General features: G+C 31.4%; 29 protein-coding genes. 16 read left to right on the top strand and 13 right to left on the bottom strand.

Annotated features, from left to right (window positions below; genetic code table 11):
- Positions 1-32: 32 nt before the first annotated feature.
- Positions 33-2,384 carry a DEAD/DEAH box helicase gene (locus H3S74_RS09445; RefSeq protein WP_198247751.1) on the bottom strand — a complete coding sequence of 784 codons (2,352 nt, stop codon included), beginning with the start codon at positions 2,382-2,384 and terminating at the stop codon, positions 33-35.
- Positions 2,351-3,238: a DUF1837 domain-containing protein gene (locus H3S74_RS09440; RefSeq protein ID WP_198247750.1), complete on the bottom strand. Its 888-nt coding sequence runs from the start codon at positions 3,236-3,238 to the stop codon at positions 2,351-2,353. Before H3S74_RS09440 ends, H3S74_RS09445 begins: the two co-directional genes overlap by 34 nt.
- 313 nt (positions 3,239-3,551) lie before the next feature.
- On the opposite strand from H3S74_RS09440, the gene H3S74_RS09435 reads away from it, so the two are divergent.
- The 9 genes from H3S74_RS09435 (at position 3,552) to H3S74_RS09395 (ending at position 12,016) form a co-directional block, all read left to right on the top strand.
- Complete coding sequence (locus tag H3S74_RS09435; protein WP_198247749.1) at positions 3,552-3,821, top strand: DUF1883 domain-containing protein; 270 nt, start codon at positions 3,552-3,554, stop codon at positions 3,819-3,821.
- Positions 3,822-4,889: 1,068 nt separating this feature from the next.
- Positions 4,890-5,354 carry a PTS sugar transporter subunit IIA gene (locus H3S74_RS09430; protein ID WP_198220420.1) on the top strand — a complete coding sequence of 155 codons (465 nt, stop codon included), beginning with the start codon at positions 4,890-4,892 and terminating at the stop codon, positions 5,352-5,354.
- A complete protein-coding gene (locus H3S74_RS09425) occupies positions 5,347-5,637 on the top strand; it encodes a PTS sugar transporter subunit IIB (RefSeq protein ID WP_198220419.1) in 291 nt (96 codons plus the stop codon). The genes H3S74_RS09430 and H3S74_RS09425 overlap by 8 nt, the downstream gene beginning before the upstream one ends.
- A 17-nt stretch (positions 5,638-5,654) precedes the next feature.
- Positions 5,655-6,914 carry a PTS ascorbate transporter subunit IIC gene (locus H3S74_RS09420; protein WP_086366104.1) on the top strand — a complete coding sequence of 420 codons (1,260 nt, stop codon included), beginning with the start codon at positions 5,655-5,657 and terminating at the stop codon, positions 6,912-6,914.
- 75 nt (positions 6,915-6,989) lie between these two features.
- On the top strand, positions 6,990-7,586 hold the full coding sequence (locus H3S74_RS09415) for an SIS domain-containing protein (RefSeq protein WP_198220418.1): 597 nt from the start codon (positions 6,990-6,992) through the stop codon (positions 7,584-7,586).
- Positions 7,580-8,461: a 4-hydroxy-tetrahydrodipicolinate synthase gene (gene dapA / locus H3S74_RS09410; protein ID WP_198247748.1), complete on the top strand. Its 882-nt coding sequence runs from the start codon at positions 7,580-7,582 to the stop codon at positions 8,459-8,461. The genes H3S74_RS09415 and dapA overlap by 7 nt, the downstream gene beginning before the upstream one ends.
- Before the next feature lie 18 nt (positions 8,462-8,479).
- Complete coding sequence (locus H3S74_RS09405; protein ID WP_065651934.1) at positions 8,480-9,118, top strand: ketohydroxyglutarate aldolase; 639 nt, start codon at positions 8,480-8,482, stop codon at positions 9,116-9,118.
- Between the two features lie 51 nt (positions 9,119-9,169).
- On the top strand, positions 9,170-11,230 hold the full coding sequence (locus tag H3S74_RS09400; RefSeq protein ID WP_198247747.1) for a BglG family transcription antiterminator: 2,061 nt from the start codon (positions 9,170-9,172) through the stop codon (positions 11,228-11,230).
- A gap of 324 nt (positions 11,231-11,554) precedes the next feature.
- Positions 11,555-12,016 carry a hypothetical protein gene (locus tag H3S74_RS09395; protein ID WP_198247746.1) on the top strand — a complete coding sequence of 154 codons (462 nt, stop codon included), beginning with the start codon at positions 11,555-11,557 and terminating at the stop codon, positions 12,014-12,016.
- Between the two features lie 253 nt (positions 12,017-12,269).
- Here H3S74_RS09395 and H3S74_RS09390 read toward each other — a convergent pair whose 3' ends face one another.
- The 6 genes from H3S74_RS09390 to H3S74_RS09365 form a co-directional block, all read right to left on the bottom strand.
- Positions 12,270-12,821 (bottom strand): TetR/AcrR family transcriptional regulator, encoded by a 552-nt coding sequence (locus tag H3S74_RS09390; RefSeq protein WP_110447721.1) that lies wholly within the window; start codon positions 12,819-12,821, stop codon positions 12,270-12,272.
- A gap of 585 nt (positions 12,822-13,406) precedes the next feature.
- Positions 13,407-14,618, bottom strand: a complete 1,212-nt coding sequence (locus tag H3S74_RS09385) for an MFS transporter (protein ID WP_198247745.1) — start codon at positions 14,616-14,618, stop codon at positions 13,407-13,409.
- Positions 14,619-14,870: 252 nt separating this feature from the next.
- Positions 14,871-15,728, bottom strand: a complete 858-nt coding sequence (locus H3S74_RS12600) for a methylated-DNA--[protein]-cysteine S-methyltransferase (RefSeq protein WP_367274794.1) — start codon at positions 15,726-15,728, stop codon at positions 14,871-14,873.
- A gap of 337 nt (positions 15,729-16,065) precedes the next feature.
- On the bottom strand, positions 16,066-16,998 hold the full coding sequence (locus tag H3S74_RS09375; protein ID WP_198247744.1) for a DUF1848 domain-containing protein: 933 nt from the start codon (positions 16,996-16,998) through the stop codon (positions 16,066-16,068).
- 3 nt (positions 16,999-17,001) lie between these two features.
- The gene (locus H3S74_RS09370) at positions 17,002-17,694 is read right to left on the bottom strand and encodes a DNA alkylation repair protein (protein WP_198247743.1); all 693 of its coding nucleotides are present in this window, start codon (positions 17,692-17,694) and stop codon (positions 17,002-17,004) included.
- Between the two features lie 137 nt (positions 17,695-17,831).
- Complete coding sequence (locus H3S74_RS09365) at positions 17,832-17,996, bottom strand: TetR/AcrR family transcriptional regulator (protein WP_198247742.1); 165 nt, start codon at positions 17,994-17,996, stop codon at positions 17,832-17,834.
- A gap of 115 nt (positions 17,997-18,111) precedes the next feature.
- Between H3S74_RS09365 and H3S74_RS09360 the strand changes: the two genes are divergently transcribed.
- Positions 18,112-18,651, top strand: a complete 540-nt coding sequence (locus H3S74_RS09360; protein ID WP_198247741.1) for an HPP family protein — start codon at positions 18,112-18,114, stop codon at positions 18,649-18,651.
- 38 nt (positions 18,652-18,689) lie between these two features.
- On the opposite strand, the gene H3S74_RS09355 is transcribed toward H3S74_RS09360, so the two are convergent.
- Both H3S74_RS09355 and H3S74_RS09350 read right to left on the bottom strand, forming a co-directional pair.
- A complete protein-coding gene (locus tag H3S74_RS09355) occupies positions 18,690-18,848 on the bottom strand; it encodes a hypothetical protein (RefSeq protein WP_158092547.1) in 159 nt (52 codons plus the stop codon).
- Positions 18,849-18,992: 144 nt separating this feature from the next.
- Entirely contained in the window at positions 18,993-19,202 is a 210-nt protein-coding gene (locus H3S74_RS09350; RefSeq protein ID WP_198247740.1) for a hypothetical protein, read from the bottom strand.
- A 205-nt stretch (positions 19,203-19,407) separates the two neighbouring features.
- Here H3S74_RS09350 and H3S74_RS09345 point away from each other — a divergent pair, with 205 nt between their 5' ends.
- Complete coding sequence (locus tag H3S74_RS09345) at positions 19,408-20,070, top strand: DUF421 domain-containing protein (protein WP_144188008.1); 663 nt, start codon at positions 19,408-19,410, stop codon at positions 20,068-20,070.
- Positions 20,071-20,131: 61 nt separating this feature from the next.
- Here H3S74_RS09345 and H3S74_RS09340 read toward each other — a convergent pair whose 3' ends face one another.
- Positions 20,132-20,404 carry a DksA/TraR family C4-type zinc finger protein gene (locus H3S74_RS09340; protein WP_198247739.1) on the bottom strand — a complete coding sequence of 91 codons (273 nt, stop codon included), beginning with the start codon at positions 20,402-20,404 and terminating at the stop codon, positions 20,132-20,134.
- Positions 20,405-20,557: 153 nt separating this feature from the next.
- Between H3S74_RS09340 and msrA the strand changes: the two genes are divergently transcribed.
- The 3 genes from msrA to msrB are packed head-to-tail and all read left to right on the top strand — an operon-like array spanning position 20,558 to position 22,138.
- Positions 20,558-21,106, top strand: coding sequence for a peptide-methionine (S)-S-oxide reductase MsrA (gene msrA / locus H3S74_RS09335; RefSeq protein ID WP_110447728.1), 549 nt, complete (start codon positions 20,558-20,560; stop codon positions 21,104-21,106).
- 3 nt (positions 21,107-21,109) lie between these two features.
- Complete coding sequence (locus H3S74_RS09330) at positions 21,110-21,640, top strand: cytochrome b (RefSeq protein WP_110447729.1); 531 nt, start codon at positions 21,110-21,112, stop codon at positions 21,638-21,640.
- Between the two features lie 60 nt (positions 21,641-21,700).
- Positions 21,701-22,138, top strand: a complete 438-nt coding sequence (gene msrB, locus H3S74_RS09325; RefSeq protein ID WP_110447730.1) for a peptide-methionine (R)-S-oxide reductase MsrB — start codon at positions 21,701-21,703, stop codon at positions 22,136-22,138.
- Between the two features lie 216 nt (positions 22,139-22,354).
- Here msrB and lptG read toward each other — a convergent pair whose 3' ends face one another.
- Both lptG and lptF read right to left on the bottom strand, forming a co-directional pair.
- On the bottom strand, positions 22,355-23,419 hold the full coding sequence (lptG, locus tag H3S74_RS09320) for an LPS export ABC transporter permease LptG (protein ID WP_198247738.1): 1,065 nt from the start codon (positions 23,417-23,419) through the stop codon (positions 22,355-22,357).
- Between the two features lie 10 nt (positions 23,420-23,429).
- Positions 23,430-24,533 (bottom strand): LPS export ABC transporter permease LptF, encoded by a 1,104-nt coding sequence (gene lptF, locus H3S74_RS09315; RefSeq protein ID WP_110447732.1) that lies wholly within the window; start codon positions 24,531-24,533, stop codon positions 23,430-23,432.
- Positions 24,534-24,671: 138 nt separating this feature from the next.
- Here lptF and H3S74_RS09310 point away from each other — a divergent pair, with 138 nt between their 5' ends.
- Both H3S74_RS09310 and H3S74_RS09305 read left to right on the top strand, forming a co-directional pair.
- Entirely contained in the window at positions 24,672-26,156 is a 1,485-nt protein-coding gene (locus H3S74_RS09310) for a leucyl aminopeptidase (protein ID WP_198247737.1), read from the top strand.
- Between the two features lie 13 nt (positions 26,157-26,169).
- Positions 26,170-26,625, top strand: a complete 456-nt coding sequence (locus tag H3S74_RS09305; RefSeq protein ID WP_198247736.1) for a DNA polymerase III subunit chi — start codon at positions 26,170-26,172, stop codon at positions 26,623-26,625.
- Positions 26,626-26,927 lie beyond the last annotated feature (302 nt).

Raw genomic sequence — 26,927 nt, 5'->3', positions numbered from 1 at the left:
TATATTAATCTATTTGAACTTGTCAGTCTATTTTATACAGAGCGTTTATTTATAACCTTTTCAATTTGAGAGAATTTTTCTTTTTCAAATGAGTCAAATGTTTCAAATATTTTTATATTTTCATTTTTTTCGTAATATTCAATGATTTTACTAGGGGCTCCATAATCACTGGCTAATCTTCCCTTATCTGACATCGCATTATATTCAAGCTTTAATAATAGTTTATCAATACCGAGTAGATCATCGATATCCTTATTCAATAAAATTGCTTGACTATATTTGTACATTATGTTAAAGACACCGAGATATTTCACCAGTTGATATTTCAATATGTTAAAAATAAAAGAGGATGAAAATCTTATAGACTCATCTATAGTAAATTTTTTGCCATTTTTATTCACTCTAGTCAGATTATATTTTACGCTTCCTAAAAAACCTCCTTGTAAATAAGCTGAAAGCATATAAACAAGTGTTGAATAGGATTTACCTGCGTTTCGACCATGTTTTACAGACGTTTTATTTTCAATAAAGAACTTAAGTGTTTTATTTTTAACTATTGGACTAATGATATTTAAAACAATCATTAATCCATCGAAATCAATGGAAACAGGAGAAAAATTAGTACTTTTTATTAAGTTTTTAATAGCTAATAAATCTTTTTGAGATATTTTCATAATCTCTTGAAAAATATATATTTTATCACTATATCCAATCACTTTAAACATCGACATGATTTCATCTGGTATGCCAAGTTTTTTTTGGCATAAAATAATTGATTCCTTATCTCTAATATTTTCAGGCGATAAATATTTATTATCAGTAATAAAATAATCGATTTCATTCTTTACAGATGAAGTGTCATAATTTTTGTGTTTTATTTCTGAGTCGCACCCAGTTAGAATATTATTAAATTTTTCGTCTAAAATCAAAACTCTTCCACTGTAGTGATGCAGAAAACGCCCAGCTCTACCTACTATATTTTTTGCATCAAATTTTTTTAGCTCTTTAGTCCCTTTAGAACTATTGTATACAATGAGATTTTTAGCAGATGTATTAACTCCTTCTGTAATTGTTGTTGTAGAAATTAACACATCTAAATATCCTAAATTAAAGAGACTGACTATCTCTTTCTGAATATATTTGGGTACTAGACCATGGTGTATTCCTATTTTATTTTGAAGTGCTCTAACAACAATCCAAATATTTCCAAAATCATCTTTAAAATTAAAAACTTGCTTCAAGTGATCAATAAATTTTTTTAGATCTACATGTAAACTGCTATCTTTAATTTTTATTGTTTTTATAATATATTTCGCCCTCGACTCAGCTGTTCCATATCCTTTTGTATATAAAAGGACATTTTCATTAATATTTCGTATAGAAGAAATGATTTGAACAACTCTTTCATCTTTTTTACTACATTGTTTTAAATTTAAGACAAGGCTATCATCAGCGACAGTATTTTTATTTTTAATAATTGAAATGTTTTTGGCTACAATTTCAAATTTATTATAATCAAGTAATCTAAAATTATTTTCTTGCAGAAAAATATTAAATGATTGATTTAAATTTTTATTATTTTTATCGGGAAACTCAATATAAGGACCCACTAATAATATATCACAAGTTTTTTTCAAAATATCATTAAGAGCTATTCTATATGCAGTGTCTCTTTCATTCTCTTGATTAACTTGATCTATCAAATATTCATTATCAATCTTATATATTTCATCAATAAATACAAAATCTAATTGGACTTCTTTATATTTATCAATAAATGACAAATAACGTTCAGGTGTGAAGATAAAAATATTCTTGTCTGAAAATTCTTGAATATCACTCAAAGTATGAATATTGAACTGATGAAAATAAGAGTAATCTTGATTTGTTAATAAACGCTCATAATTTTCCGCCAATAGTGCAATAGTGGGAAAGATTAATGCAACATTTTTATATTTTAGCTTTTTTATAATTTCATAGATAAGAAATGTTTTTCCGAATGAGGTAGTTGCAGATAAAAAATACTTATTACATCTATTTTGATCAAACTGGTCTAGTATTTTTTTTTGGAACTTATGAATTTTAATATTTTCATCTATATGCAATGAACTTTCATAAAACACAGATGAAAACGTATTTAAATCATATTCCGTTAGTTTGTTTTTATGACCAAATCTAGAAAAAAGCAAATCGTAATAATGAGGAACTCCCGAAATATTTGCTATATACTTCAAAAATTTATAATCAGCACTAGTTAGTTCTAGTCCTTTTATACCATCAAAATAAGAACACACTCTTTTTAAAAAAAGATCCTCTGTCATTTCTTTAGCAAAAAATAAATTTAGGTCTTTTATGATAAGAGAGGCTGCTTGGACTCGATCCATTCAATAACCTCCTGTTTAACCTTTTTAACTTCATCTAAAGGTAATAGAATAAAAAAAAGTTTATATTTAATGGATAAAGAATATTTCTTTTTTATACAATGTGTATTTATATGCTCGACTGCTTTAACTATTTTTTCTTCAAAATTTGGGTTTTTATCTGAATAAATCAATAAAATAGGATAAACTAGAGTTAAATTATGTTTTTTAATTTCTTCTATTATTTTTATATTGGGATTATCACCCCAAGCTTTAAGTATTTCTTCTATTTTGCTATTCTTTAGATTAAAATTATTTCTATGGTTTTCCATTGATAAAATATTTTTTGATAAATAATCGTCAGACAATGCTTTATCTAGTCCTTCTATTGCACTCTTGACTCCACTTGATAATGTGTTTCGAAATTTTACTTCACCAAACCAAAGGTAAATTTTTTCATTAAAACAAGCCAAATGGTAAGAGTCATAACCTTTAGTTTCTGAATTTTCAAGAGGATTATAAAAATACCCTCTTGCGATTAGAGGCTTTGACTTAAAATACTGGCAAAGAATAGCATAAAGAATCACCTCACCAAAAAAACCATACTTTATTTTTTCTGATGATTTTTTCCATTCTTCATATCTAATTTTAGTTTGTAACGCTTTAAATAGTAAATTTGAATAATTTTGATTAGATATTTCAAACTCATTGAAAGAATAATCTATTATTGAATTATAAATTAATTTGACCAAATCATTATTTGAAGAACAAAAAAATACACTATCGTTATGATTACTTATATTTATGCCACTAATACTGTGTTTTTTATCAGGTAATGAATATTTTTTTATTAATGTCGTTTTTACTAATTCTTGCAAGCATTCTCTCAAAATATTCTCCAATATTTTTTAAGTATGACAGATAACTAGATGGTACTACAATAATAACATATATATAAAACCATGCAAAAGTAAAGTATATGGGAAATATAGCATTTATAAAGCTAATTTCTTTTTTTATCATAAGATTAGCTTACATATTCCAATCTAACTTGGCCACGCAATTCAGCTTGCGTAGCTACTGTTGCAATGTATGATGGTCTGTGGTTAATACCAGAGTCAGACAAAAGCATGTACTTTTATCCATTTGTAATATATATTCTAAATACATTCATTTAACAAGGAGAATACAATGGAATTCACTCACTATGATCTGGGGCAACTTTCACAAGGGCAAGTTGTAGAAGTCACCTTGAGAGGTAATGCAGCTAATGTACTTCTTCTCGATAACTCTAATTTCAGTAACTACAAAAATGGCCGCCCATATAAATATTACGGTGGTAATATGACTACATCTATTAGTAGACTTCCTATTCCAAATGCAGGCTATTGGCATGTTGTCATTGATCTAGGGGGGCACTCAGGGTCTGTTGAATCCAGAGTTCAAGTTCTGCCTAAATAACTAGTCATTCAAAACACCTTACCTTTAACTGGCAGTTTAATTTGGGCGACTCGGGTTTGAGAAGATGAGAATACAGCTCAAATTCGATTAGAACTCAGCGTATTGGCGTGGTTATCTAAACTTCAAGTGTGGGCAAAGTAGACATATGGATTTTTGCCAATACAGCAAGCAAAATCATTAGCTTTTAGTATTATTGCTTCATAGTGAAATTATAATGGCTATTCGCTCCTAGCAGTTCAATTTTATTAGCAATTCTGACCATCATACATTGCAACAATGACCACTTGGAACTCGAATACACAATGCTTACGTAAAAATACAGAAGAGAATGACTTCAAAACCATCATCAACACCTACTGATAATTTCTCAACAGAGTTGAAATAATATTTTTAATATCACATCAAATAATAGGTAAGCATGAAAATTATTTTTTTTAAGCTTCCAACAAAATTCATTGGATTACGCAAAAAATAAGGACATAATTAAGGACAGAAAAAATCAAGTATAAATTAGATTTGTTTTTTCAATCGCTTAGCTCGCTTATTTGAGTTAAGTTTCCCGCTCCAATTTCAAATATCAAAAGATTCAATAATAAAGAAATGCTTCAGTTATTTTATCTAATATTTTCCTCTAAAAGATTATCGAAATATTGTTAATTCTATAATATTGGAATGAATAGCTTCGATTCTACAATTATATAGGACTAGTAATTCTCAATTTTTGCTTATATTTGAACATAAAAAGTTCTCTAACAAGGCGATTCTATTATTTTAATATTGTCTATGAACGTCAGTTATTCTGTCATTATTCTGCAATTAATCTTCTCTTAGTTGTAGATGATCGATCAATATCAAGCACAATCCAGACAAATTTAAATGACTTTATGTTTTGTCTGTAACAATAAAATTCTTAATCAGAATCTCCGGTTATCTGTTTTTTATTTTTAAGAGTCACATTTTGTTTTTTATTTGTTTTTTCTCAACAAAAAGTAATCCCAATAATCATTGTCTAATATCAAGGCCTTCGTATAATCAAATTGAAATGGATTTTGCAAAAGGAGAAAACCTTTGTTAACTAAACTTATCAAAGCTTCTTATATTCAACTTGATATTGAAGCTAGTAGCTTTGAGGAAGCAATAGAATTATCAATGTCACCATTAGTTATTGATGAAGCTGTTACGACAAATTATGTCGATAAAGTTATCGCTATATTAAGAGAAATTGGTCCTTATATTGTCATTACCAAAAATATTGCCATTCCTCATGCGCCATCGGATTCTGGCGCTAAAAAACTTGCTATAGGATTTACAAGACTGAAGAACGCTATCGTTTCAGGAAATTCAGCCAATGATCCAGTCAAGTTTTTGTTCTGCTTAAGTTCACCGACCGGAGACGATCATTTATCTGCATTGTCAGAATTAGCATCTTTATTTAGTGATGAGAAATTTTTAGCTTTTATACAAGATGTGAAAAAACCGCACGATTTTATAGATTTTTTAGAAAACTTTGAAAGGAGTATAGAAAATGATTAAAGCATTAGTTGCCTGCCGTGCAGGAGTTGGGTCAAGTTTAATGTTAAAAATTAAATTGAATGAAGTCATCAAAGAAAATGCCTTTCCAATTGCCCTTGAGCACTCTTCATTAGATGGTGTTTCTGGATTTAATGGTAAATATATCATTACGTTACCTGATGTTGCCGAAGATTTAGAAAAGAAAAATCTTCCACAACGTATTATCGGAATCAAAAATATTATGGATAAAAATGAAATAAAAGAAAAATTAGAGCTTGCTCTTAAAGAAGATGGATTAATTTAATTGATAAGAGGTCTAAAATGGATTTTATAATTAGTTTTCTTAGCACTCCAGCTGTTTTACTCGGCGTAGTTGCCTTTGTTGGCTTGTTAGCCCAAAAGAAACAGTTGGTAGAAGTTTTTACTGGCACATTTAAAACAACCATTGGTTTTTTAATTTTTAGTGCTGGTGGAGCTCTTATGACAGGTGCTCTACAAAATTTTAATAAATTATTTCAAGAAGGTTTTCATATTGTTGGTATCGTTGCATCACCAGAAGCAGCTGCTGGTATGGCGCAAACAGAATATGCTTTAGTGACTTCTGTGACGCTAATATTAGGTTTTGCAATGAATTTAGTTTTTGCCAGAATCACACCATTTAAAAATATCTTCTTTACCACTGGCCATAGTCTATTCTTTGCTTGTGTATTATCACTAATCCTAAAATCTTATGGTTTATCTAATACCGCAGCCATTTTAATCGGTGGAACGATTTTAGGTTTCGCTTCAAGTGCATTGCCACAATTATGTCAACCATTCATGCGAAGAATTACTGGTAGTGATGTTCAAGCAATCGGTCATTTTAATATGTTTGGATATGCACTTTCTGGTTTATTAGGTAAGATATTTAGCAAATATAGCGACAAAACAACTGAAGATATTCATTTCCCTAAATGGTTATCTTTTTTCCGCGATTTTTTAATGGGCGTTGCAGTTGTTATGCTCGTCTTGTTCTATATTTCAGCATTTAAAGCAGGTGAGACCTTTACTCAAGGATTAGCTGGTAAAGTACATTGGTTAGTATTTCCTTTCATTCAAGCATTTACTTTTACTGCAGGAATGTCAATTTTAATGACTGGTGTAAGAATGTTCTTAGCAGAAATCACCTCAGCATTCGTCTCTATTTCTGAAAAATTCATTCCAAACTCACGTCCTGCGTTGGATGTCCCAACTGTATTTCCTTTTGCACCAACAGCTGTAATTATCGGTTTCCTTTGTTCTTATGCTGCTGGTTTAGTTGGTGTAACCATAATGGTTGCATTGGATTTTCCAGTTGTCATTATTCCTGCTGCTCATATCTGTTTCTTTTCTGGTGGTACCGCAGGTGTATTTGGTAATTCAACAGGTGGCTGGCGTGGCGCTATGTTAGGTTCTTTTGTGGTTGGACTCTTGTTAGCCTTTTTACCTACCGTTTTATATCCGATATTTGGCAATATGGGAATAGAAGGCTCAACCTTCCCAAATATTGACTACAACGTTGTTGGTATTTTGTTGGAAAAAATACTTCATTTCACCATGTAATGTATGAGGGTTTGATTAAAGATGATTTGAAAAGTAATCATCTTTTTCAAACCATTGAGTAAGTAGAGGAATTGTATGTTAGAAAAATATATTGATTGTATCAAATCGGAATTGTCAGAATATATTAAATATATTGGTGAAGAAAATTTAAATAAAGCAAAGGATTTAATTATCAGCAAAAAAAATGAAGGCAGTCGGGTACATGTTACAGGAATCGGTAAACCTTCTTATGTTGCTCATTATATTGCTTCGTTATTCTCATCAATAGGAATACCTGCTTATTTTTTAGATGGAACTGAAACTATTCATGGTTCGGCAGGGCAAGTTTTACCTGGTGATATCGTGATTGCGATTTCCAATAGTGGTGAAACTGAAGAGTTAAAAAAAGCAATTTGTACTTTGCAAAAACTAGGTACAAAAATTATTGGTGTTGCTGGCAATAACAATTCTTGGTTAGCTCAACACTGTGACATATTTTTATTTGCTGGAGTAAAACAAGAAGGGGACAACTTAAATAAACCTCCGCGAATATCAATACTTGCTGAAGTCATTATTTTACAGTGTTTATCAATAAAACTTCAAGAATCCGTAGGTTTAACCGAAAATATGTATTATCAGTGGCATCCAGGTGGCAGTTTAGGTGCTTCTATAAGAGGAGAGAAAGTATGTTAAATGGAATTATAACTGCAATGGTTACACCATTCGAATCCTCTGGAAATATTGATATTAAAACAACAGAAATTTTAATTGAAAAATTAATTGCAAATGGTGTTCAAGGTATTTTTGTATTAGGAACCAATGGCGAATTTCATGTTATAGAAAATGATATGAAAATTAAATTTGCTAAAAAAGTTGTAGAAATAGTGGCTAAAAGAGTTCCGGTTTATGCTGGCGCTGGTGGTAACTCCACTGACGAAGTCATTAAACTGGGTAAGCATATGATAGCTGTCGGGGTGGATGCGTTATCGGTAATTACGCCGTACTTTGTTTTATTGAAAGAAAATGAATTATATAATCATTATAAAATGATTGCCGAAAACCTTGCTATTCCAATAGTACTTTATAATATACCTAAAAATACCGGAATTAATTTATCCTTTGAGCTAGTTTCTAAACTGTCTAAAATCAGTAATATCATTGGTATAAAAGATAGTAGTGGTGATATTAATAATATTGCTGGCTATATAGATAACACATCTCGAGATGAGTTTTCAGTTCTTTCTGGTTCTGACTCCCTCATCCTAAAAGCATTGAAAATAGGTGCTACTGGTGCTATTTCAGCTACATCTAATTTACTAACCACCAACAATGTTGAAATATATAAGCAATTTATTGCCGGTAATTTAGATAAAGCTGAACAATGGCAACAATCTCTTGAAGAATTTCGCCGGATTTTAAAATATGCTTCCATTCCTTCTGTTCTTAAACAAAGTTTATCTTTATCTGGTATTGAAGTTGGCGTACCTCGATTACCTGTCTTACCTGTCACGAATCCAAATGATAACCAAGACATAGTCAATACGATAAAAAACTATTATCACTTATAAATAGAGTGGGGAATTATCATGTTTAAAACCAATATACTTACTCGGTTAGAACAAAGTAAATTTTTAGTGATAGCTAGAGTTGAAACATTCAAAAGGGCTCAAGAAATCATTGAGGGTATTTTAGCCGGTGGTATTGATTGTGTAGAAATTAGTTACACAAACAATAACGCTGGGCAAATAATTCAGCAACTTAACCAAGAATATGGTGACAAAATTTTAGTCGGTGCAGGGACAGTACTGGATAGTGAAACTGCCCGATTAGCAATTCTTGCTGGCGCCAAATTTATCATAGCACCTAATTATAGTGAAGCAGTATGCAAAATATGCAATCGTTATCAAATCCCCTATATGCCCGGTTGTACCACCATGACAGAAATTGTCACGGCTTTAGAGAATGGTGCGGCTATGATCAAAGCTTTTCCTATTTCAAATTATTATGGTAAATCTTTAGTTAATATCATTAAAACACCGATGCCTTATGTGCCTATTATGTCTTCAGGTGGCGTTACGTTAGAAAATGTTGATGATTGGCTAAATACGGATATTGAATGTATTGGTATTGGTTCTTTATTAACTAAAGGATCGGTTGAGGAAATAAGTAAAAATGCAATTAGCCTTGCAAATGCATTAAAGAAATATAAGGAAAAACATCCGTGATATTACTAATAAATTATGTAATTCATTGATATTTTTTGTAAGGAAGAAGGTATGATTGACTTAAATTCAAAGAAAATTATCCTAACTCTGATTGAAAAATCTTGTGATCAGGAGTATTTATTGAATTTATTGAATATAACTAAACGACAATTACATTATTCAATTTTAAAAATTAATGCATACCTCTCTTCAAATGAACAAAGTGTGGTTGTTCAAAATGCCCTGTATTACTCTTTGCCTGATAAAAGTAAAGCATTTCTAATTAAGAATTTAATTAACGGAAAAATTGGCAAAAATTATATTTTTTCAACAGAGGAAAGACAAAAATATATTTTTTTAATGTTGCTCTATCATGTAAATACTTATCTTTCTTCATTACATTTTTTATCAGCATTAAATATTAGTAAAACAACTTTAACCAATGATATCAAACAGCTAGAACTTTTATTAAGTTCCGAAGACATTTTAATCACTTATACTAGAGAAAAAGGTTATTCGTTAGTTGGAGATGAATTATCGATCCGTAATTTTTTTCTAAAAAATTTACTCAAAGATTTATCCAATAATTTAGATGATACATTCCTATATGATCTTTTCTTAAACCAAGAGAAGGTTGATTACCTTGATATCAAAAACGATATCAATGAAATTATGCTAAAAAATGAAATTTTATTAGGTGAAAAGAGGAAAAAAGAATTTATCTATACAGTGATATTCCTATTGCCTAGAATGGCTAAAAAACTGGAATATATTCCTGTTATTTCAATGCCAAATAAAATCATAATAAAGTTGAAAGAGTATCATATATCATCAGAATTGCTGAAATTATATAAAATAGATGATAACACTTATGAAGTACAATACCTAACTTCTCTACTACTGGGCAATTCAGTTGGCAATCGTGATATAAAGACGGTAGATCAGGAGCTGATTTTAAATATTGTACAAATTATTCTATCGAGATTTGAGCAGCTTTTAGGCATAAAATTTGATAACAATGATGATATTTCGAAAAAACTCTATAGCCATTTTAGACCCGCGTATTACCGAATACTTTTTCGTTTGCCAATCATTAATCCAATTTTAGATAAAGTAAAAGAAGAGTTTAATAAACTATTTTTGATTGTAAAAGAAACCTTAAAAGTTATCTATCCGATCATTAATAATGATATTCCAGATGATGAAATATCTTTTTTAACCATCTATTTTGCGGCAATTCTAGACGAAAATAAAATATCAACTAATCAGCAAATCGTTGCCGTAATTATTTGTCAAAATGGTATTGGCAGTTCTTCAATTGTCTATAATAGATTAAAGTTTCTTTTCCCTGATTTTCTATTTTTAGGGCCAATGGAAACTGCAGAAGCCTTAGAGCTGACCAATTTTTTCGATATAATCTTTAGTACTGTAAATAATTTGGTTTTTTATAACCAAAATAAACCGTTTTTTATCGTATCGCCAATCATGTCCGATGAAGAAGAGTATTTATTGCTGGAGCGCGTTTATTCGCAAATTAACTCTTATTTGACCTATCCGAAGATAACTGACTTGATCGATATTTTTAAAAAATACGGTACAATTTCCAATGAAAATGGTATTAAAAAAGAGCTTTATCAGTATTTTTATAAAACAGATAAAAATACAACGATAGAAAATCAAAGTTTAGGCATTCGCCATTTGATCCAAGAAGATTTGATTCAAATAAATGTCTCTGCTAACGATTGGCAAAGTGCCTTATTTACAGCTGCATTGCCATTATTACAAAAGAACTATATCAACCGAAGTTACATAGAGAAAATTATTGAAAATGTTAATTCAAATAGAACAAGTTTTTTGATAACCAAAAATGTCTCTCTTGCTCATGCTAAACCAGAAGATGGTGTTAACTCTCTGTCGTTAAGTATAACGGTATTGAAAAAACCAATTATTTTTAAGAATGATAAAATTCCCACGCAATATATTTTTACTTTAGCAGCAGTTAATAAAACCAGCCATATTAACGCAATGTCAGAGCTGGTTGCTTTGCTTGAGATGCCCGATTTTTACGAAATATTAAACACTGCAACTCAAGCAAACGATATTCTGACATTTATAAGATCTCGATTTCCTTAAGTAATTCGATAAAAGTATGCTCCTCAACATTTTTTATAACTATTTAAAGGAGCTTTACTCTACAATAACTAAAAATATGCCCTAAATCATTTTTATATAGTGGGTAATATTGGATCAATGAGCGATCGATATCTGTATTTAAAAGTCTAAAGTTAAGTTATTAAAGGATTCCGTTGCTATTCAAATTCTGTATTTTTTCTACGCCTCTCTCTGTTACGTAATTATCAAAATTCTATTAGCAATTATACAATTAATTTAGAATATGCTATAAAAACAATTAAATAAGGACACATCAAGATGATATTGGATAATTAGGATTTATTTATGAGAATATTAGGTTACAGTTTTTCTCTTTTAGCAACAGTAATATTATTATCTGGTTGTATTTATGGTGATATAGATAAGAGCATGCGATATTTTGTAACTACTGAAGCAACGAGATATTGTGAAGCTAATCATTATTCATATTGTGAAATTTATGCACAATGTTATAGAGATTTTTTAGAGCAAATGCCAGCAATGACAGATTCTTTATCAGCGTTTTGGGGTATGTCTAGAGATTATCTTGATGATAAAGAAGATCCCCCAAAAGCAATGGATAATATTTACGCTCAAATAAAAGATAATGAAAAAAAAGGTAGAGAAGATTTAAGTTTAGATTATAGTTATCTATTATTTCCGCATAATAGATGTTCATCGATTATTAATGCTAAACAATATGATATTAGCAATTATCAAGAAACGATCGATAAAGGGATAAAAAGCTATAAACTCTATAATGAATAAAATGTTTTAGGATTCTCTCAATACTGCTTTGAAAATAATAGATATAAATTAAATTATAAAATTTTGCATATTTGTTGGCTAATAAAAATATGCAAAATAACTGCTTGCATCCTTTGAATAAGATTCGTTTTCTATAATCAATAATTATTCGATATTATTTAGCTCAATTATTGATAATATTTTCAGTAGATTCTAATTTATTATTCACATTCATCATTACTTGAATAGCTATAAAATTGAGTATGTTTACCTATTAGTTACAAAGAAGATTGGTAATTAAAGCAAAACTATCATTAATCATCGCATCATAAAGTGTTTTATCATCTTTGTAGACAACACTAATATTAAGTAATCCTTCTAATACTACCATTAATTGGTTAGTTAAAGTTATATGTAGTGGCGTTTGAGGGAGTTGTTGACTAATGAGTTGACGAATAAATTCTTTATGTTCAATTGCTAGTTGCTTGATAGCCTGATCATGATGAAGCTCTTCGTTTGCTCTTATAAATAAACAGCCATTAAAATTATCTTGCTTAAACCAAGTTAGGTGCCATTTGAATATCTGAATGATTGCATCATTTTGGTCGAGATCTTTAATCGCCGTGCTAAGATCTTGTTGAAAGCGCAAATTCCTTATCTTCAAAACCTCAAAAATTAAGTTATCTTTATTACCAAAATGTTTATATAGCGTTGTTTTAGAGCAACCTGATTGGTCTCGTATCTCATCAACACCGACATTAGCAAACCCTTTTTGATAAAAGAGTTGTTCAGCTGTATCCGCTATTAATTTAGGTGTTTTTTTCATTTTTGATCCAAATAGTTTGATATATGAACAGATCTGTACCAATATAAAAGTGTGCAAAGTTGTTCATTTTTCGGCGTTGTACATATATTTTACTCATTTAATAGGATAAAAGAATAATGAAATCATTTTTTTTCAGCAAGTAAAAGTTGCCACCAAAATCTAAAAATATTGAATTATTGCAATATTTAGTTATTGATTTTGATTCTATAATATTCCTTATTATTTTTAGCCAATTTACACATTACACCATTTATGATGCACCTTTTGTAGCAAGTTATGTAATTTTATTGGCGTTATTTCAGCAGCCATTAGCCTAATCCAGAATTAGGCATTAATTACCGTTTTTGTTAAATTAGTTTTTTAAAATTAATTGGTTATAATACCATTCTAAAGTGTTGTTAGCTTTGGTCGGAGAACGTACATTAAGCTAGTTTGTAGGAGAGTTAATATAATAGGTAGTCTTATATTTCAATTGATAACTAGAGTCCTGTGGATGTAATTAAATTTAAGGTCTGATTAGTGAGCACGGCCAAAATATTGGACATTGCTCACCTCTATAATATTATTATTTAATTAATACAGTTTTTATTCTTCTGCATCAGATAAATTGTTTAATTTGGCCGGTTTTGAAAAAAGAATGATGATCAACTGAATTAAAAAACCTATTAAAACTGCAGAAATACAAGCATTAACACCTAAATTTGCACTTATGTACACACCTAAAGCAGCTCCCAAAGGCCGAGCTCCAAATGTAACTGTCATGATCACCGATGATACTTTAGCTATCATATTACTAGGTGTGACTAGTTGCCTTAGTGATACTGTTGATATAGTCCATATAATAGGCCCAAACCCAAAAAGGAAAAAAGCAATAAAAACTAGTGATTTGGAATGATATATAATGGTTAAGAACATCAAAATGGAGGCCATAAAAGCAGATATAGGTCCTAAAGTCAGTTGAAAACCAAAATTTATTTTTTTCGATATAATTTTGTATAAAAATGAGCCTATTAACATTCCTAAACCGATTAGACTTAATGAAGCTCCAACTTCAAAAGAAGTAAAGGATAGATTATTGATAACATAATAAGCAAAAATTGATAATAACAAGTATTGCGATAAATTAAATACAAAAGCCGTGATAGTTATTGGCATTAGATATTTATTTTTAACTAAAAAAATCAAACCATCACAAAGTTCTTGAAGTATATTTCTTCCAGATTTTTTTAAAAGTGGTTCCTTAGGTAAACATATCAGAAAAATAGCACTTACTATAGAGAGTAAAAAAGCTAAGATGAATGCTAACTCGCCAGATAAATAACTAGCAAGAATACCACCTAAAGCTGGACCGGCAGTAAAAGCCACGCTTTTGGCAATTTCTATTGATCTATTGGCATTAATCAGTTGTTCTTTTATGATGAAAGATGCCACTAAAGCCGGACTTGCCACACTGTAAATAACTGTACCCATGGCTATAAAAAAACCGAATAATGCAATTTTATTGATTGATAGACTTCCAGAGAACGTCAAATAAAATAATAGAAATATAGCCGTTGCTCGAACTATTTCTATTAGGATCATTAGTTTTTTTCTTGATACTCTATCTGCAATTACTCCCATAGGAATAGAGAGTAATAGAAAAGGCAAAGTATTTATCATTTGTATAAAAGCTGTTTCAGCTGCTGAAGCATTCATAGATAGCACAGCTATAATCGGCAGTACTGCTATTATTATTTGTTCGGAGAACTGCGCACATAAATTTGAATAAGAAATCTTATGAATTAGTAATTTATTCATCTTCTCTTCCCATTATTTTTTTATTTTTAACATTTTCCATTTGTCCTATTCCTTATTTGTACTCTATTGTTTATTTTTAGGTTATTGTAAAATTTGTTCAGCCTAAAAAAATTTTATTTTCAGTTTTCATGTGCATTTCTGAATTGCAGTTTAGCTTTTCGTAGATATTTTATTTTTAATAACAATCAAACTTTATTGGTTCTGTCTTAATTCTTTTTGTTACTTTTGTATGAAGCTCACTTTGATTTTTACTTAGCTTATAGATGTTGAACCATCTGTTTTAGCTCCTTCCCAACCAATCATTGCGGCTTTGCGATCACATCCCCAATGATATTGTCCTAGTAATCCTGTTGATTTTATAACTCTATGGCAGGGAATTAAGAATGCTACCGGATTATCACCAATAGCCGAGCCAACCGCACGGCTAGCCTTTGGATTATTTATTTTGTCTGCTATGTTGCTATAGGTTGAGAGTTTTCCCATAGGGATAGTCAATAAAGCCTGCCATACCTTCAGTTGAAAATCGGTACCTTTGATATGTAACTTAATTTTATCTAGTCTTGACCAATCTTGTGTAAATACCAGGATTGCATTTTGTTGAATCTGATCTCTATGTTTTTGAAATTGAGCATTAGGATATTGGTCCTTTAATAATTTAAGTGATGACACTTCATCATTAACAAAAGCAATATAACAAATCCCCTTTGTTGTTGATGCAACGATGGTTTTTCCAAAAGGGCTTTCAACAAAACTATAGTTAATTGCTAAGTTTTCACCGCCATTTTTATACTCTCCTGGAGTCATACCTTCAATATCAATAAACAAATCATGTAACCGGCTTGTACTCGACAATCCCAACTCATAGGTGGTATCCAATAATGAGGCTTTTTCTTCTATTAGAAGTTTTTTAGCGTGAGTTATACTGATGTATCTTAGAAATTGTTTAGGACTAACACCTGCCCAGCTAGAAAACATGCGTTGAAAATGATAAGGACTTAAATGTACATGCTCTGCGGCTTGTTCAAGTGTTGGTTGAGATTTATAGTTTTCATTCAAATATCCGATAGCTTTTCTTATTCGAGCAAAATCGATTTGTTCTTGTTTTTGCATCATGAATACTCCATTTCACCGAACTAAGGTTGGTACATAAACAAGTTATTATTTATTTGAATATTGACCAATTTGTTCTTACTCACGGAATAACAAACTTTATTCACAAAAAAACATATGCGTCAATACCTCAATTCGTAGTAGTTCCAAACTTTCTTCTTAAGTTTTTTCAATGTAAGTTACTTGAATTTCTTTATTAACATGTGCCTTATAACACTACTATCAACCAGTCTTAAATAAACACTTTTAGATAACTTTTTCATGCTTTCTTTATTTTAATTAATGATACATCTCATAATATTTAAAGTTTCAAAAATTAAAAATCCGAATCTTGCTATTAAAATAATTCATTTTGTAAAGAAAATAACGATCGCATTGGCTTATCTTTGATTATGTCTGTTTCAAGTAGATCCCCCACTAATTTCGGTGAACATTGATTATATAGACGCTTATTTGCTTGTACTTTTCTCTTTGAAGTGGTTGCATAACAATATAAACATCCAAAAGAACAGGTATCATATGTTCCAATATCAATACTTTCTAAACATTGGCAGTTGTTTCGCTGATTTTTATCTTTCTTAGCCAATAATAAGCGGCCGGTTATTTTTTCAATACGTGTTTTATCGATACAAGCACCATGAGAAATATTGCAATTCAACAACTCAATTTCCTCAGCACATGTTTGTAAAGTTAGTTGATTATCACTAGCAATTTCAGATAATGAACTGCAAAGATTAAATATGTCAACCACCTGTAATCGATTGATATCTTCTTTGATTAGTGATTGTTGTATGTGCGGATAATCATCAATAAAACTAATGATACAACTATCCGTGTAGCCGCGAAGAGAAGAAGCAATTTGATTAAAAAAATCGATGTGATAATCAATGGTATAATGTTTATTAATTAATATAGGATCATATCGCCAAATAACACGATCTTGTCCAACTTGCTCAGCTAATTGCTTGAATATAGCTATTCGTTTTTGCAAAGCAGGAAGATGTTTTTCAATGTCTGCTTCATAAGCTGTTAATGTAAACTGAAAATAAAAAGGATACTCAGAAAGCTTTACCAGTTTATTTAACATAGAAGATGGGTTTTTAGTCCAAAATACAATACAATCAACTATATCGGGTGATAGAAAAATGCGACTTAACTGCTTTGAATTCCTCGGATTAGGAACCAGTACAAAACCATCTTTTAGACGGTTAAAAAACCACGAAGAGTAAAAAGCAGGAATATCTGTTCGGCGGCTAGCACTAATAATCATAATTTATTTATTTTTCTTTCTTTTCATGGTTCGAATGATGATTTTTGTATTACAATCCACTTTCAAAGATTCAGTTATTTTTTGTAATGCTTTATTATAAGTCCAATCATCTAGTTGATTTTTCTGTAAGTATGCCATCGTTAACTTAGGTAACTCTCGGAAGTAGATAGAAATAGCCCATGCAACAGCCATCTTAACATAGTAATCATCGTTTTTGATTTGGTTGAACAAAGTAAATACTTTCTGCAAATATTCATCATTCACAAAATGAAAAAGCAACATGACGACAGCAAAGCGAATATCATATGGGGCATCTGATGCAAAATAGGGTTGTAGAAACTGCCATACAATCTCTTTTTCTGAGGCTTTAAACTTCAATCCACAACAAAAACTATCACAGATTGACCAATTATTAATTTTAGAAGTAAAGTGTTTCACATAACGTGAACGTTCATTCCATGGTAATTTTATTTCACCTATAATCATACCTTGTAACATCACTTCCTCGAAGTATAAGGGATCATCCATCGCAAGGTAGTATTCATAGTCGAGCTGTGCTATTTTTTTTGCTATTTTACGGAGTCTAGGTAATCTCACACCTAATAAATTATCAACATTGGGAATCAGCTTTGTAGCAAAGATTCGATAATTTTCTTCTGCTATTTTTTCAAGCTCTATGCGTATTTTTTCTCTCATAATAGGATTTTATAAATTCTATTATGTATTACAATCTGAATCTTGCTATTTGATAATTATATTCTTTATATTGTAAAAAATGTCTGCGTTTCGCTCAAAACTGACTATCAGATTTAATTTTCTAATCAAGAATTACGTTAAAATTTCAAAATTAGATTATCTTTATTACCAAAATGTTTATATAGCGATGTTTTAGAGCAACCTGATTGGTCTCGTATCTCATCAACTCCGACATTGGCAAACCCTTTTTGATAAAAGAGTTGTTCGGCGGTATCCGCTATTAATTTAGGTGTTTTTTTCATTTTTGATCCAAAGAGTTTGATATATGAACAGATCTGTACTAATATAAAAGCGTACAAAGTTGTTCATTTTTGGTGTTGTACATATATTTTACTCATTTAATAGGATAAAAGAATAATGAAATCATTTATTTTCGGCAAGGAGAAATTGCCACTTAAACCGCAAAAAATTGAGTTGTTACAAAGCTTGATAGGTGGTTTTGTTAGTATATTATTTCTTATTGGCCTAACGCAATTTACTGATAATGACTATATAATGGCTCCATTTGGAGCTAGTTGTGTAATTTTATTTGCGGTATCTTACTCGCCCTTAGCCCAACCAAGAAATGTCATCTTTGGTCATTTGATATCGGCTTTTGTTGGATTAGTGTTTCTTAAATTATTCGGTAACGATATAATTGTTGCTGCGTCAGCCGTGGGGGTTGCAATTGCCGCAATGCAATATTTTCGTTCTGTGCATCCGCCTGCAGGTGCTAATCCATTAGTTATTTTACTAACTGCAGATAAAATAGATTATGATTTTACTTTTCTTTTATTTCCGGTGTTGTCTGGTGCAGTAATATTAGTTGCTATTGCTTATATAATTAATAATCTTTTCAATAAAAAACATTGGCCTATTTACTGGTTGGCACTATTTAATAATAACAAGGAATCATAGTTTATTGATATAACTGCTATTAGCAAAAAAACAGCATACTATTCAATTTTAAACAATTTGGTTTGTTGATCTAAATAGGTAAGTAAATCTGGCATGCGATGTTTGCCTGCCATAGATTTAATATGATCTGCAGTTTTAGTTAACTCTATTCCTAATGTCGTGATGTATAAAGGTTTATTACTTTTGCTGCGTGTCACTTCTATCACATATTGGCTATTATCAGCAAAGAACTTTTTAGCAACACCAATAATAGGTATCTTTTATCAAGAGTTTGATATAGATGACCACCTGAACCAAGTTCACCTTCATTTAAATGGGCATAACCATCCACAATAATCGTCTCAATCGCAATGAAATCGACTTGATAAAATAGAGCTAATAACATGGTAAATCAAGTTGATAGAATTGCCTGATTGATATGGTGCAACTTTCGATTGGTAATCAGTGATAACGGATTTTATCTCCTTGATTCTGTCAGCAAACTGTTCAAATAAAATACCGACGGTTTTCGCTTTATCATCTAAATAGTAAACATCTATGACAAGTATCATATTTTTTTTAAATCCTTTTTAGAGTAAAATAGCAATGCTTTCATTTTATTGTCAAATCACCATTAGAAAATAATCTGTCTTTTGTTTCAAATAAATAAAAATTTAGCTAGTCCTTAATACATCTTGTTTAACTGTTACTTATTCGATTACACCATATTTAATTAATGTTGGTCATTGTGGTTGGATAGACACTAGGAGGTTGGAAATGTATTTACTCGAAATGGCTCCAAAATTTTTAGTTGCTCTTATTATTTTACTTATTTATGTCAAATTATCTGGTAAAAGCCAAATAGCGCCTATGTCGCAATTAGATCAAGTAGGGAGTATGGTTATTGGTGCATTAGTAGGAGGAACGTTACTTAATGCTAATGTTTCAGCATGGGAATCAGCTGGAGCAGTAGCGATTTGGGCGGGACTGCTTATTTTAGTTCGATTCATCAAATCTAAAAACTCAAAATTACGCGATGCCATCGACGGTGAACCGATACAATTAGTTAAAAATGGTCATCTGCTATCTGACAATTTTATTAAAGCGAATTTACCAGTTAGAGATTTCGAAACGTTAATTAATATTCAAGGAATTTGCGCATTTAGTGAATTAAAACAAGTTTGGTACGAATTAAATGGTTCTTTAACTATTATCAAAAAAGGCGATAAAGATATAGCGGTATTGGTGATTGAAAATGGAGCGATTAGTCAGGATAATCTTGAACAATTACATAAAAATGAAACTTGGCTTAAGCATGAAATTAAAAAACAAGGATATAAAGATATCAAAGATATTTTTTGTGCTGAATGGTTTGATGATAAATTATTAGTTTATCCCTATGATGAAGTGCGTAAAGCTGAACATGATAATAAAAAATAATTAATAACAGTAAACAATAATAAAGGGAGGGACCATTCTCTCCCTCCCATCAACAGATAGATTATCGAAGTTGACTATCTTTACTGCCACGACGGTTATATAAGATTGCCGACTTAGCCAATTGCTTATCCATTTCTTGTTGACAATTAACACAGTATTGTACGCCAGGCAAAGCATGTTGTCTTGCTTTAGCAATTGCATCACCACATTCAACACAAAAATCAGTACTTGGTTTATCGTGTTTTAGTTGGCGTCTGGCAAGTTCAATAGCATCAATAATTGTGCTTTCAATTTGTTGGTTAACAGCATCATCAGATGCCCAGCCACTAGCCATTATTTCACCTCCTAAACAATTACATTAGATTAATAATATGGTGATTATTTGACCAGTTTCAAGTAATATAACCGCAAAGCTATCAAGTAAAAGTAAGTGTTGTGCTTTAAAATAAAGATCATTTCTATTAATATCATTTAATTGGAGGTTTTTATGCAGCAATATGAGCAAGCAACATTTGCCGGTGGTTGTTTTTGGTGTATGGTAAAACCTTTCGACAAATATGAAGGTGTGATTAGTGTGATGTCTGGGTATACGGGAGGCCACACGGTAAATCCAACTTATCAACAAGTTTGCCAAGGTAATACTGGTCATACTGAAGCTGTGCAGATAACGTTTGACCCAACTATGATCAGCTATAAAAAATTACTAGAAATTTTTTGGCAACAAATTGATCCAACTGATTCTCAAGGACAATTTGCTGATCGGGGCGATTCTTATCGACCGGTGATTTTTTATCATAATAAATTTCAACAGCAGCAAGCAATCGCATCTAAACAAACATTAGAAGAAAGTAAACGATTTAATCATCCCATTAATGTTGCTATAGAGCCAGCAACAACATTTTATCCGGCAGAAGATTATCATCAAGATTACTATAAAAAACAACCAGAACATTATAACCGTTATTATCGCTTATCTGGACGAGCCAATTTTATTGCTGACAATTGGCAAGATAAGCCTGCAACAAAAAGTGAGTAAGCAATGCAAAGTTATCCACAGTATAGCAATAAACAAAAATGGATCCATTGGTCATCAGCCTTGTTAATCGTGATTGTTACTTTATTGCTTTTAGCTAAAGTGACAATGTCGAATATTTTAGGTGGTATGCCAATTGTTTATTTATTGCATAAATCTTTGGGTGTTGTTGTTTTGCTATTAATGATATGGCGAATAATAGTAATTCGAGACCAAGGTGTACCTGATGTTTTACTTAAAGAACAAAAACTACAACGGATATTGTCTAAATCTACTCAAGGATTCATCTATATTTTACTGCTTATTGTACCGCTATCTGGTTATTTGATGAGTGGCCGAGATTTAAATGTCTTTGGTCTAATATCTGTTCCGGCCATAGCTATGCCAAATTCAATACATCAAATGTTTCATTCAATGCATCTAATCACTGCTTACGCTTTAGCAATATTGGTTATTATTCATATATTAGGTGCGTTGTATCATTATTTTTGGCTTAAAGATAAAGTATTGCAATCGATGTTGAGCCGTAACGACTAATATCAACTTAAAATTGGTAATATTAATAGCATCTATAACGTAACGTGAGGCAGATAAATCATGAATAAATCAATGAAAGATAAGGCTATATCAGCATTAACTCCTATGCAATATCATGTTACTCAACAAAATGGCACTGAGCCCCCATTTGATAACCAATACAATGCCAACCATCGGCAAGGTATCTATGTCGATATCGTCTCTGGGGAACCTCTATTCACGTCATTAGATAAGTTTGATTCTGGCTGTGGTTGGCCCAGTTTTTCTAAACCGATTAATCAGCAACAAATTATAGAAAAAGAAGATAACAGTCACGGCATGAACCGGATAGAAGTGCGTTCATTAGAGGCTGACTCACATCTTGGTCATGTATTCACTGATGGTCCTGCAGCGTTAGGTGGATTACGTTATTGTATTAATTCTGCTGCGTTGAAATTTATTCCAAAAGAAGAACTTGAAACGCAAGGTTATGGTGAATATTTAAGGCTATTTAAATAAATTAATTTAATGGATCTTTTATCAAATTAATAGATGCTGAAAAATAAAATTACCTGAATGAATTTCTACTCCTAATAAACAAATATATAAGTAAATCTGCTTATATTTGCTGTGAACATTTTGCTTGTTTGATATGAAAGATAATATTGGCATATATCAGAGCATTGTATATGCCAATACCATTTTTAATGAGTAATGATAATTCTCATAAATATGCTAATTTTTGCGCTTAAATAAAATATAACTAATTAATAAAAACACTAAGCTGGTTAGCATTGAACCTACAATAGGATAAATTCCCATTACAATACTGACTTGAGCAAAAAGATTATCGGCAATATAGAAAATAAATCCAAAACTAATACCAATAATCACTCTAACCCCCATCGAAACACTACGTAACGGGCCAAAAATGAAAGATAAAGCCAATAGTAACATTACCGCTACTGACACAGGTTTAATCAGTTTTTTCCAAAATAGTAGGTCATAATATTTGGTATCTTGCCCAGAATCTTTCAAATATTGTGAATATTGATATAAACCAGATGCGGATAGAGATTCTGGCTCAAAGGCGACAATACTTAATTTATCAGGAGTAATATTGGTTTTCCATTGCATCGTCAACATATTGATACTAGTTACTTGGTTAGAATTGCTTAAATCGTTTTTTTCAATTTCTGACAAAGTCCAAACACCATTCTCAAATGCACCTCTGTTAGCATGGGTGATCGAAAGAAGTTTATTTTTATCTACGCTATAAATATCAATATTAGATATTGAGCTGTCATTATCAACATGGCCAATATAGACATAGTCATTACCATCTTTAGCCCATAAACTACCTTGCCGAGCTAATAACGAATTACCATAAAGTCTTTCTGAACGCATATTGCGAGCAGTTTGCTCACTAATTGGTGCAACCCATTCGCCAATGGCCATAGTTAAAATAACTAAAGGTAAGGCTGTTTTCATTACGGCTAAAGCAATTTTAAATCGACTAAACCCTGACGTTTCCATGACAATTAGCTCACTACGTGAGGCTAATATTCCTAAACCGATTAAGCCTCCCAACAGAGCTGCCATAGGAAAAAATACTTCTAAATCTTTTGGCACCATAAGTAGAGAATAAAAACCAACAGAAAAAGCATCATAATCCAATTTTATTTTTCTGAGTTGATCTATAAAACGAATAATACCTGATAGACTAATTAATAAAAATAAACAAATTCCAATGGTATTTAATATAGTTTTACCAATATAACGATCTAAAATCGAAAACATCGTTCTCCCCTTATAATGCACTATATTTTAAACGAAGTTTACGCATAAATAAGTTATCCCAACAATTTAAGATCAAAGCTAGAATAAAATAACCCATATTAATGAGATAAAACCACAAAGCAGGATCTAGTCGGCCTTTGCCAGCATTAGCTCTAATCGAACTGGAAATTAAAAAATAGACTAGATAAAGTAATAAAGCTGGTAAAATCTGTGCTAATCTACCTTGTCTTGGGTTTGAAACACTTAATGGTATGACTAAAAAAGCCATTAAAGGAACAGAAATAATCAGCGTTAAGCGCCAATACAATTCAGCTTGGGCCTTAGCGGTAGGATTCTGCTGTAGTTCAAGTAACCCTAATTGTTGCACATCAGCTTTATCATCATAAACACTTGTATCTAATTCTTTAGGTTTTATGATCCCCAAATAGTTATGAAAATTCGATATACGAAAATCTTTTAGCTGGACAGTGCCTTCATAACGATTCGCATCTTCAAGGGTGATGATTTGATTACCATCGGCGTCTTCTTCTGTTTTTCCTTTATTGGCAATAATGATAGACGGGCGCTGATTATTTCTAGGATTGATCTGGGCAATAAATACGTTGTCTAACTTATTGTTATCGACATTGCCAATATAAATTACTGAATTGCCATCCGGTGTTTGTTGAAATTGTCCGGCAAGTAGGCCTGCTAAACTTGGATTAATTTTTGCGTTCTCAACTAGTTGATCCTCTTTTACGCTAGACCAAGGGCCAAACCAAAGACTATTAAGTGCAGTTACTGCACATGTTATTACACAAAGTAAAAATACGACTTGATAGTTAAGTCGCTTTTTTACGCCACAAGCATGCATCGCGACCATCTCGCTATCAGAATAAAGTCGACCAAAGGTAACAAGTACACCTAAAAAAAGGCTTAATGGCAAGATAAGATCAGCCATATTTGACACACCTAACAACAATAATGGCATAATCAAATCTCGAGGAATGCTGCCATCGATTGCGCTGGATAAAATTCTGATTAATTTTTGAGAAAAGAAAATTAGCAATAATATAAACAATATTGCCCCTTGTGTTTTCAGTGTCTCTTTAATTAAATATCGGCGAATTATCACTTTATTACCTATCTGTCCGTCTTATCAAATCCCATTATTATAATCCGATTTGTGTTGTTTCGTTATCTTTTTGTTGCTATCGTTTAATGAACCGATAAAATGTTATTATTCACATTCGATACTTTTTAAGAGAAGCCTATGCAATACGCAATTAAAAACAACCTTGCTATAACTAAACAAAAAGAAGAATGTTTAGTTATTACTGTCCAATTAGGTAAATTACAATCTAATTTAATCAAAGAGATAGATGAAGAAAATAATGGTTTGATTAGTCAATTGATAAAATCAGGTGATATTAATTGTCAGTTAGGTAAAACTACATTTTTATATACATTGGCAAATTCAACCAAACAAAAAATATTAGTTGTGGGGTGTGGTGACGCAAAAAGTTTTGATTTAAATGCTGCCAAAAAAGTGATTCAAGCTACAATTAAAGAGCTTGCGAGCAAAAAAGTTAACCACATATGTTGGGATATTTTGACCTTAAATTCAGCAATAAGTTGTGAAATTGCTAAGCAACTACCGCAAATTGTTAGTGAATTAACTTATTGTTTTGATGAGTTCAAATCAACAAAATCAGAACAACCGAGCCTACAAAAATTGACACTACTTTATGGTGACAAAAAGACAGTCAACCAAGTTGAAGGCCAATTATCGCAAGGGCAAATTATTGCCAACGCTATTGTTAGTACGAAAAATATAGCTAACATGCCATCGAATGTTTGTAATGCTAAATACTTAGCTGAACAGGGTAAAAGTTTAGGTCAACAACATACTAATTTAAAAGTCACCTGTTTTGGCGAAAAAGAATTAGCAAAACTCAACATGAATGCTTATTTAGCTGTAGGACGAGGATCTGCTAATGAATCAATTATGACGGTGATTGAATATCATGGCGCTAAAGACAAAAAAGCCCAACCTTATGTATTAGTCGGTAAAGGATTAACCTTCGATTCAGGCGGTATATCTATTAAACCTTCTGCTGGTATGGACGAAATGAAGTATGATATGTGTGGTGCGGCAACCGTGTTTGGCGTAATGCAAGCAGTAGCCGAGCTGAAATTACCAATCAATGTCATCGGTGTAATGGCTGGTTGTGAAAATATGCCTGATGGTAACGCTTATCGTCCAGGTGATATTTTAACGACCATGTCAGGTATTACTGTTGAAGTGATTAATACCGATGCTGAAGGCCGTTTAGTCTTATGTGATACCTTAACTTATGTTGAACGTTTTAACCCCAAAACAGTCATTGATATTGCGACATTAACCGGTGCTTGTATTGTGGCTCTTGGTCACCATTACACTGGTGTAATGGGTAACAATCCACAATTGGTGGAACAACTTATTACTTCATCAAATAAAGCTGGTGACAAAGCATGGTCTTTACCGATTGATAGTGATTTCCAAGAACAAATCAAATCGACTTGCGCTGATATTGTTAATGCTGGTGGTCGAGATGGCGGTACAATTACTGCTGCTTGTTTCTTATCACGCTTTACTGAAAAATATCAATGGGCACATCTTGATATAGCAGGTACAGCTTGGAGATCAGGTGCCAACAAAGGTGCAACTGGCCGACCAGTTGCGATGTTAATTCAATACTTACTTGATCAAAAATAAGTAGATAAACATCATGAAAAAAGTGATTTTCTATTTACTGGAAAACTCAGCCCCAGCTAATGATGCTGGGGTATTATTTCAAGAAAAATTAGCCTGCGAAAAAATTGTCGAAGCATGGCACAGCAAACAGCGTGTGCTGGTTGCTTGCCAAGATCAAGCGCAAGCTGAGCGAATTGATGAATATTTATGGCAACTTGATACCGATGATTTTGTTCCACATAACTTAGCTGGTGAAGGTTTAAAAGGTGGATCGCCAGTTGAAATCTGCTGGCCACAAAAGCGCAGTAGTGGTGCACGACATTTATTAATAAATTTACAACAACAATTTCCAGAATTTGCCGGTGTTTATCGTGATATTATCGATTTCGTTCCTGTCGACGAACAACAAAAATCACTAGCTAGAGAAAGATATAAAGTTTATAAAGAAGCAGGTTTTAATCTCAAAACTATTCCAATTACATGTCGATGATCAAAAGTATTAAAAATTGACTTCAGCCAAACTAATTTATAGAAATATGATAAATAAAATATAAAAAAACCAATGAAATACTTTTTATTTACTCCGACATAATCACCATATAGAACTAATCATCAAACAAAAAAAACGTCCGAAAAGCAAAGAACCAAAAAATTCGAGGAACGGGTTTTTTAACGCTACTAATTGATGCTTTAAAAATCTAATGTATTAATAATATTTACAAAATTTAACAATTTAGCCTCAAAAAGTGGTTGCGAGGTTTTTTTATGTCTTTATAATTTTAAACAATTTTC

The organism is Gilliamella sp. W8126, from assembly GCF_016102185.1.
GTDB classification, from domain to species: Bacteria; Pseudomonadota; Gammaproteobacteria; order Enterobacterales; family Orbaceae; genus Gilliamella; species Gilliamella apis_A.
This window is presented reverse-complemented; position numbering and strand designations above follow the sequence as displayed.

Bases quoted from the DNA above. Each gene is read 5' to 3' on its own strand.
- H3S74_RS09445 (WP_198247751.1), bottom strand. From the start codon at position 2,384: ATGGATCGAGTCCAAGCAGCCTCTCTTATCATAAAAGACCTAAATTTA.
- H3S74_RS09435 (WP_198247749.1), top strand. From the start codon at position 3,552: ATGGAATTCACTCACTATGATCTGGGGCAACTTTCACAAGGGCAAGTT.
- H3S74_RS09425 (WP_198220419.1), top strand. From the start codon at position 5,347: ATGATTAAAGCATTAGTTGCCTGCCGTGCAGGAGTTGGGTCAAGTTTA.
- H3S74_RS09420 (WP_086366104.1), top strand. From the start codon at position 5,655: ATGGATTTTATAATTAGTTTTCTTAGCACTCCAGCTGTTTTACTCGGC.
- H3S74_RS09415 (WP_198220418.1), top strand. From the start codon at position 6,990: ATGTTAGAAAAATATATTGATTGTATCAAATCGGAATTGTCAGAATAT.
- dapA (WP_198247748.1), top strand. From the start codon at position 7,580: ATGTTAAATGGAATTATAACTGCAATGGTTACACCATTCGAATCCTCT.
- H3S74_RS09405 (WP_065651934.1), top strand. From the start codon at position 8,480: ATGTTTAAAACCAATATACTTACTCGGTTAGAACAAAGTAAATTTTTA.
- H3S74_RS09400 (WP_198247747.1), top strand. From the start codon at position 9,170: ATGATTGACTTAAATTCAAAGAAAATTATCCTAACTCTGATTGAAAAA.
- H3S74_RS09395 (WP_198247746.1), top strand. From the start codon at position 11,555: ATGAGAATATTAGGTTACAGTTTTTCTCTTTTAGCAACAGTAATATTA.
- H3S74_RS09390 (WP_110447721.1), bottom strand. From the start codon at position 12,821: ATGAAAAAAACACCTAAATTAATAGCGGATACAGCTGAACAACTCTTT.
- H3S74_RS09385 (WP_198247745.1), bottom strand. From the start codon at position 14,618: ATGAATAAATTACTAATTCATAAGATTTCTTATTCAAATTTATGTGCG.
- H3S74_RS12600 (WP_367274794.1), bottom strand. From the start codon at position 15,728: ATGCAAAAACAAGAACAAATCGATTTTGCTCGAATAAGAAAAGCTATC.
- H3S74_RS09375 (WP_198247744.1), bottom strand. From the start codon at position 16,998: ATGATTATTAGTGCTAGCCGCCGAACAGATATTCCTGCTTTTTACTCT.
- H3S74_RS09370 (WP_198247743.1), bottom strand. From the start codon at position 17,694: ATGAGAGAAAAAATACGCATAGAGCTTGAAAAAATAGCAGAAGAAAAT.
- H3S74_RS09365 (WP_198247742.1), bottom strand. From the start codon at position 17,996: ATGAAAAAAACACCTAAATTAATAGCGGATACCGCCGAACAACTCTTT.
- H3S74_RS09360 (WP_198247741.1), top strand. From the start codon at position 18,112: ATGAAATCATTTATTTTCGGCAAGGAGAAATTGCCACTTAAACCGCAA.
- H3S74_RS09350 (WP_198247740.1), bottom strand. From the start codon at position 19,202: ATGATACTTGTCATAGATGTTTACTATTTAGATGATAAAGCGAAAACC.
- H3S74_RS09345 (WP_144188008.1), top strand. From the start codon at position 19,408: ATGTATTTACTCGAAATGGCTCCAAAATTTTTAGTTGCTCTTATTATT.
- H3S74_RS09340 (WP_198247739.1), bottom strand. From the start codon at position 20,404: ATGGCTAGTGGCTGGGCATCTGATGATGCTGTTAACCAACAAATTGAA.
- msrA (WP_110447728.1), top strand. From the start codon at position 20,558: ATGCAGCAATATGAGCAAGCAACATTTGCCGGTGGTTGTTTTTGGTGT.
- H3S74_RS09330 (WP_110447729.1), top strand. From the start codon at position 21,110: ATGCAAAGTTATCCACAGTATAGCAATAAACAAAAATGGATCCATTGG.
- msrB (WP_110447730.1), top strand. From the start codon at position 21,701: ATGAATAAATCAATGAAAGATAAGGCTATATCAGCATTAACTCCTATG.
- lptG (WP_198247738.1), bottom strand. From the start codon at position 23,419: ATGTTTTCGATTTTAGATCGTTATATTGGTAAAACTATATTAAATACC.
- H3S74_RS09310 (WP_198247737.1), top strand. From the start codon at position 24,672: ATGCAATACGCAATTAAAAACAACCTTGCTATAACTAAACAAAAAGAA.
- H3S74_RS09305 (WP_198247736.1), top strand. From the start codon at position 26,170: ATGAAAAAAGTGATTTTCTATTTACTGGAAAACTCAGCCCCAGCTAAT.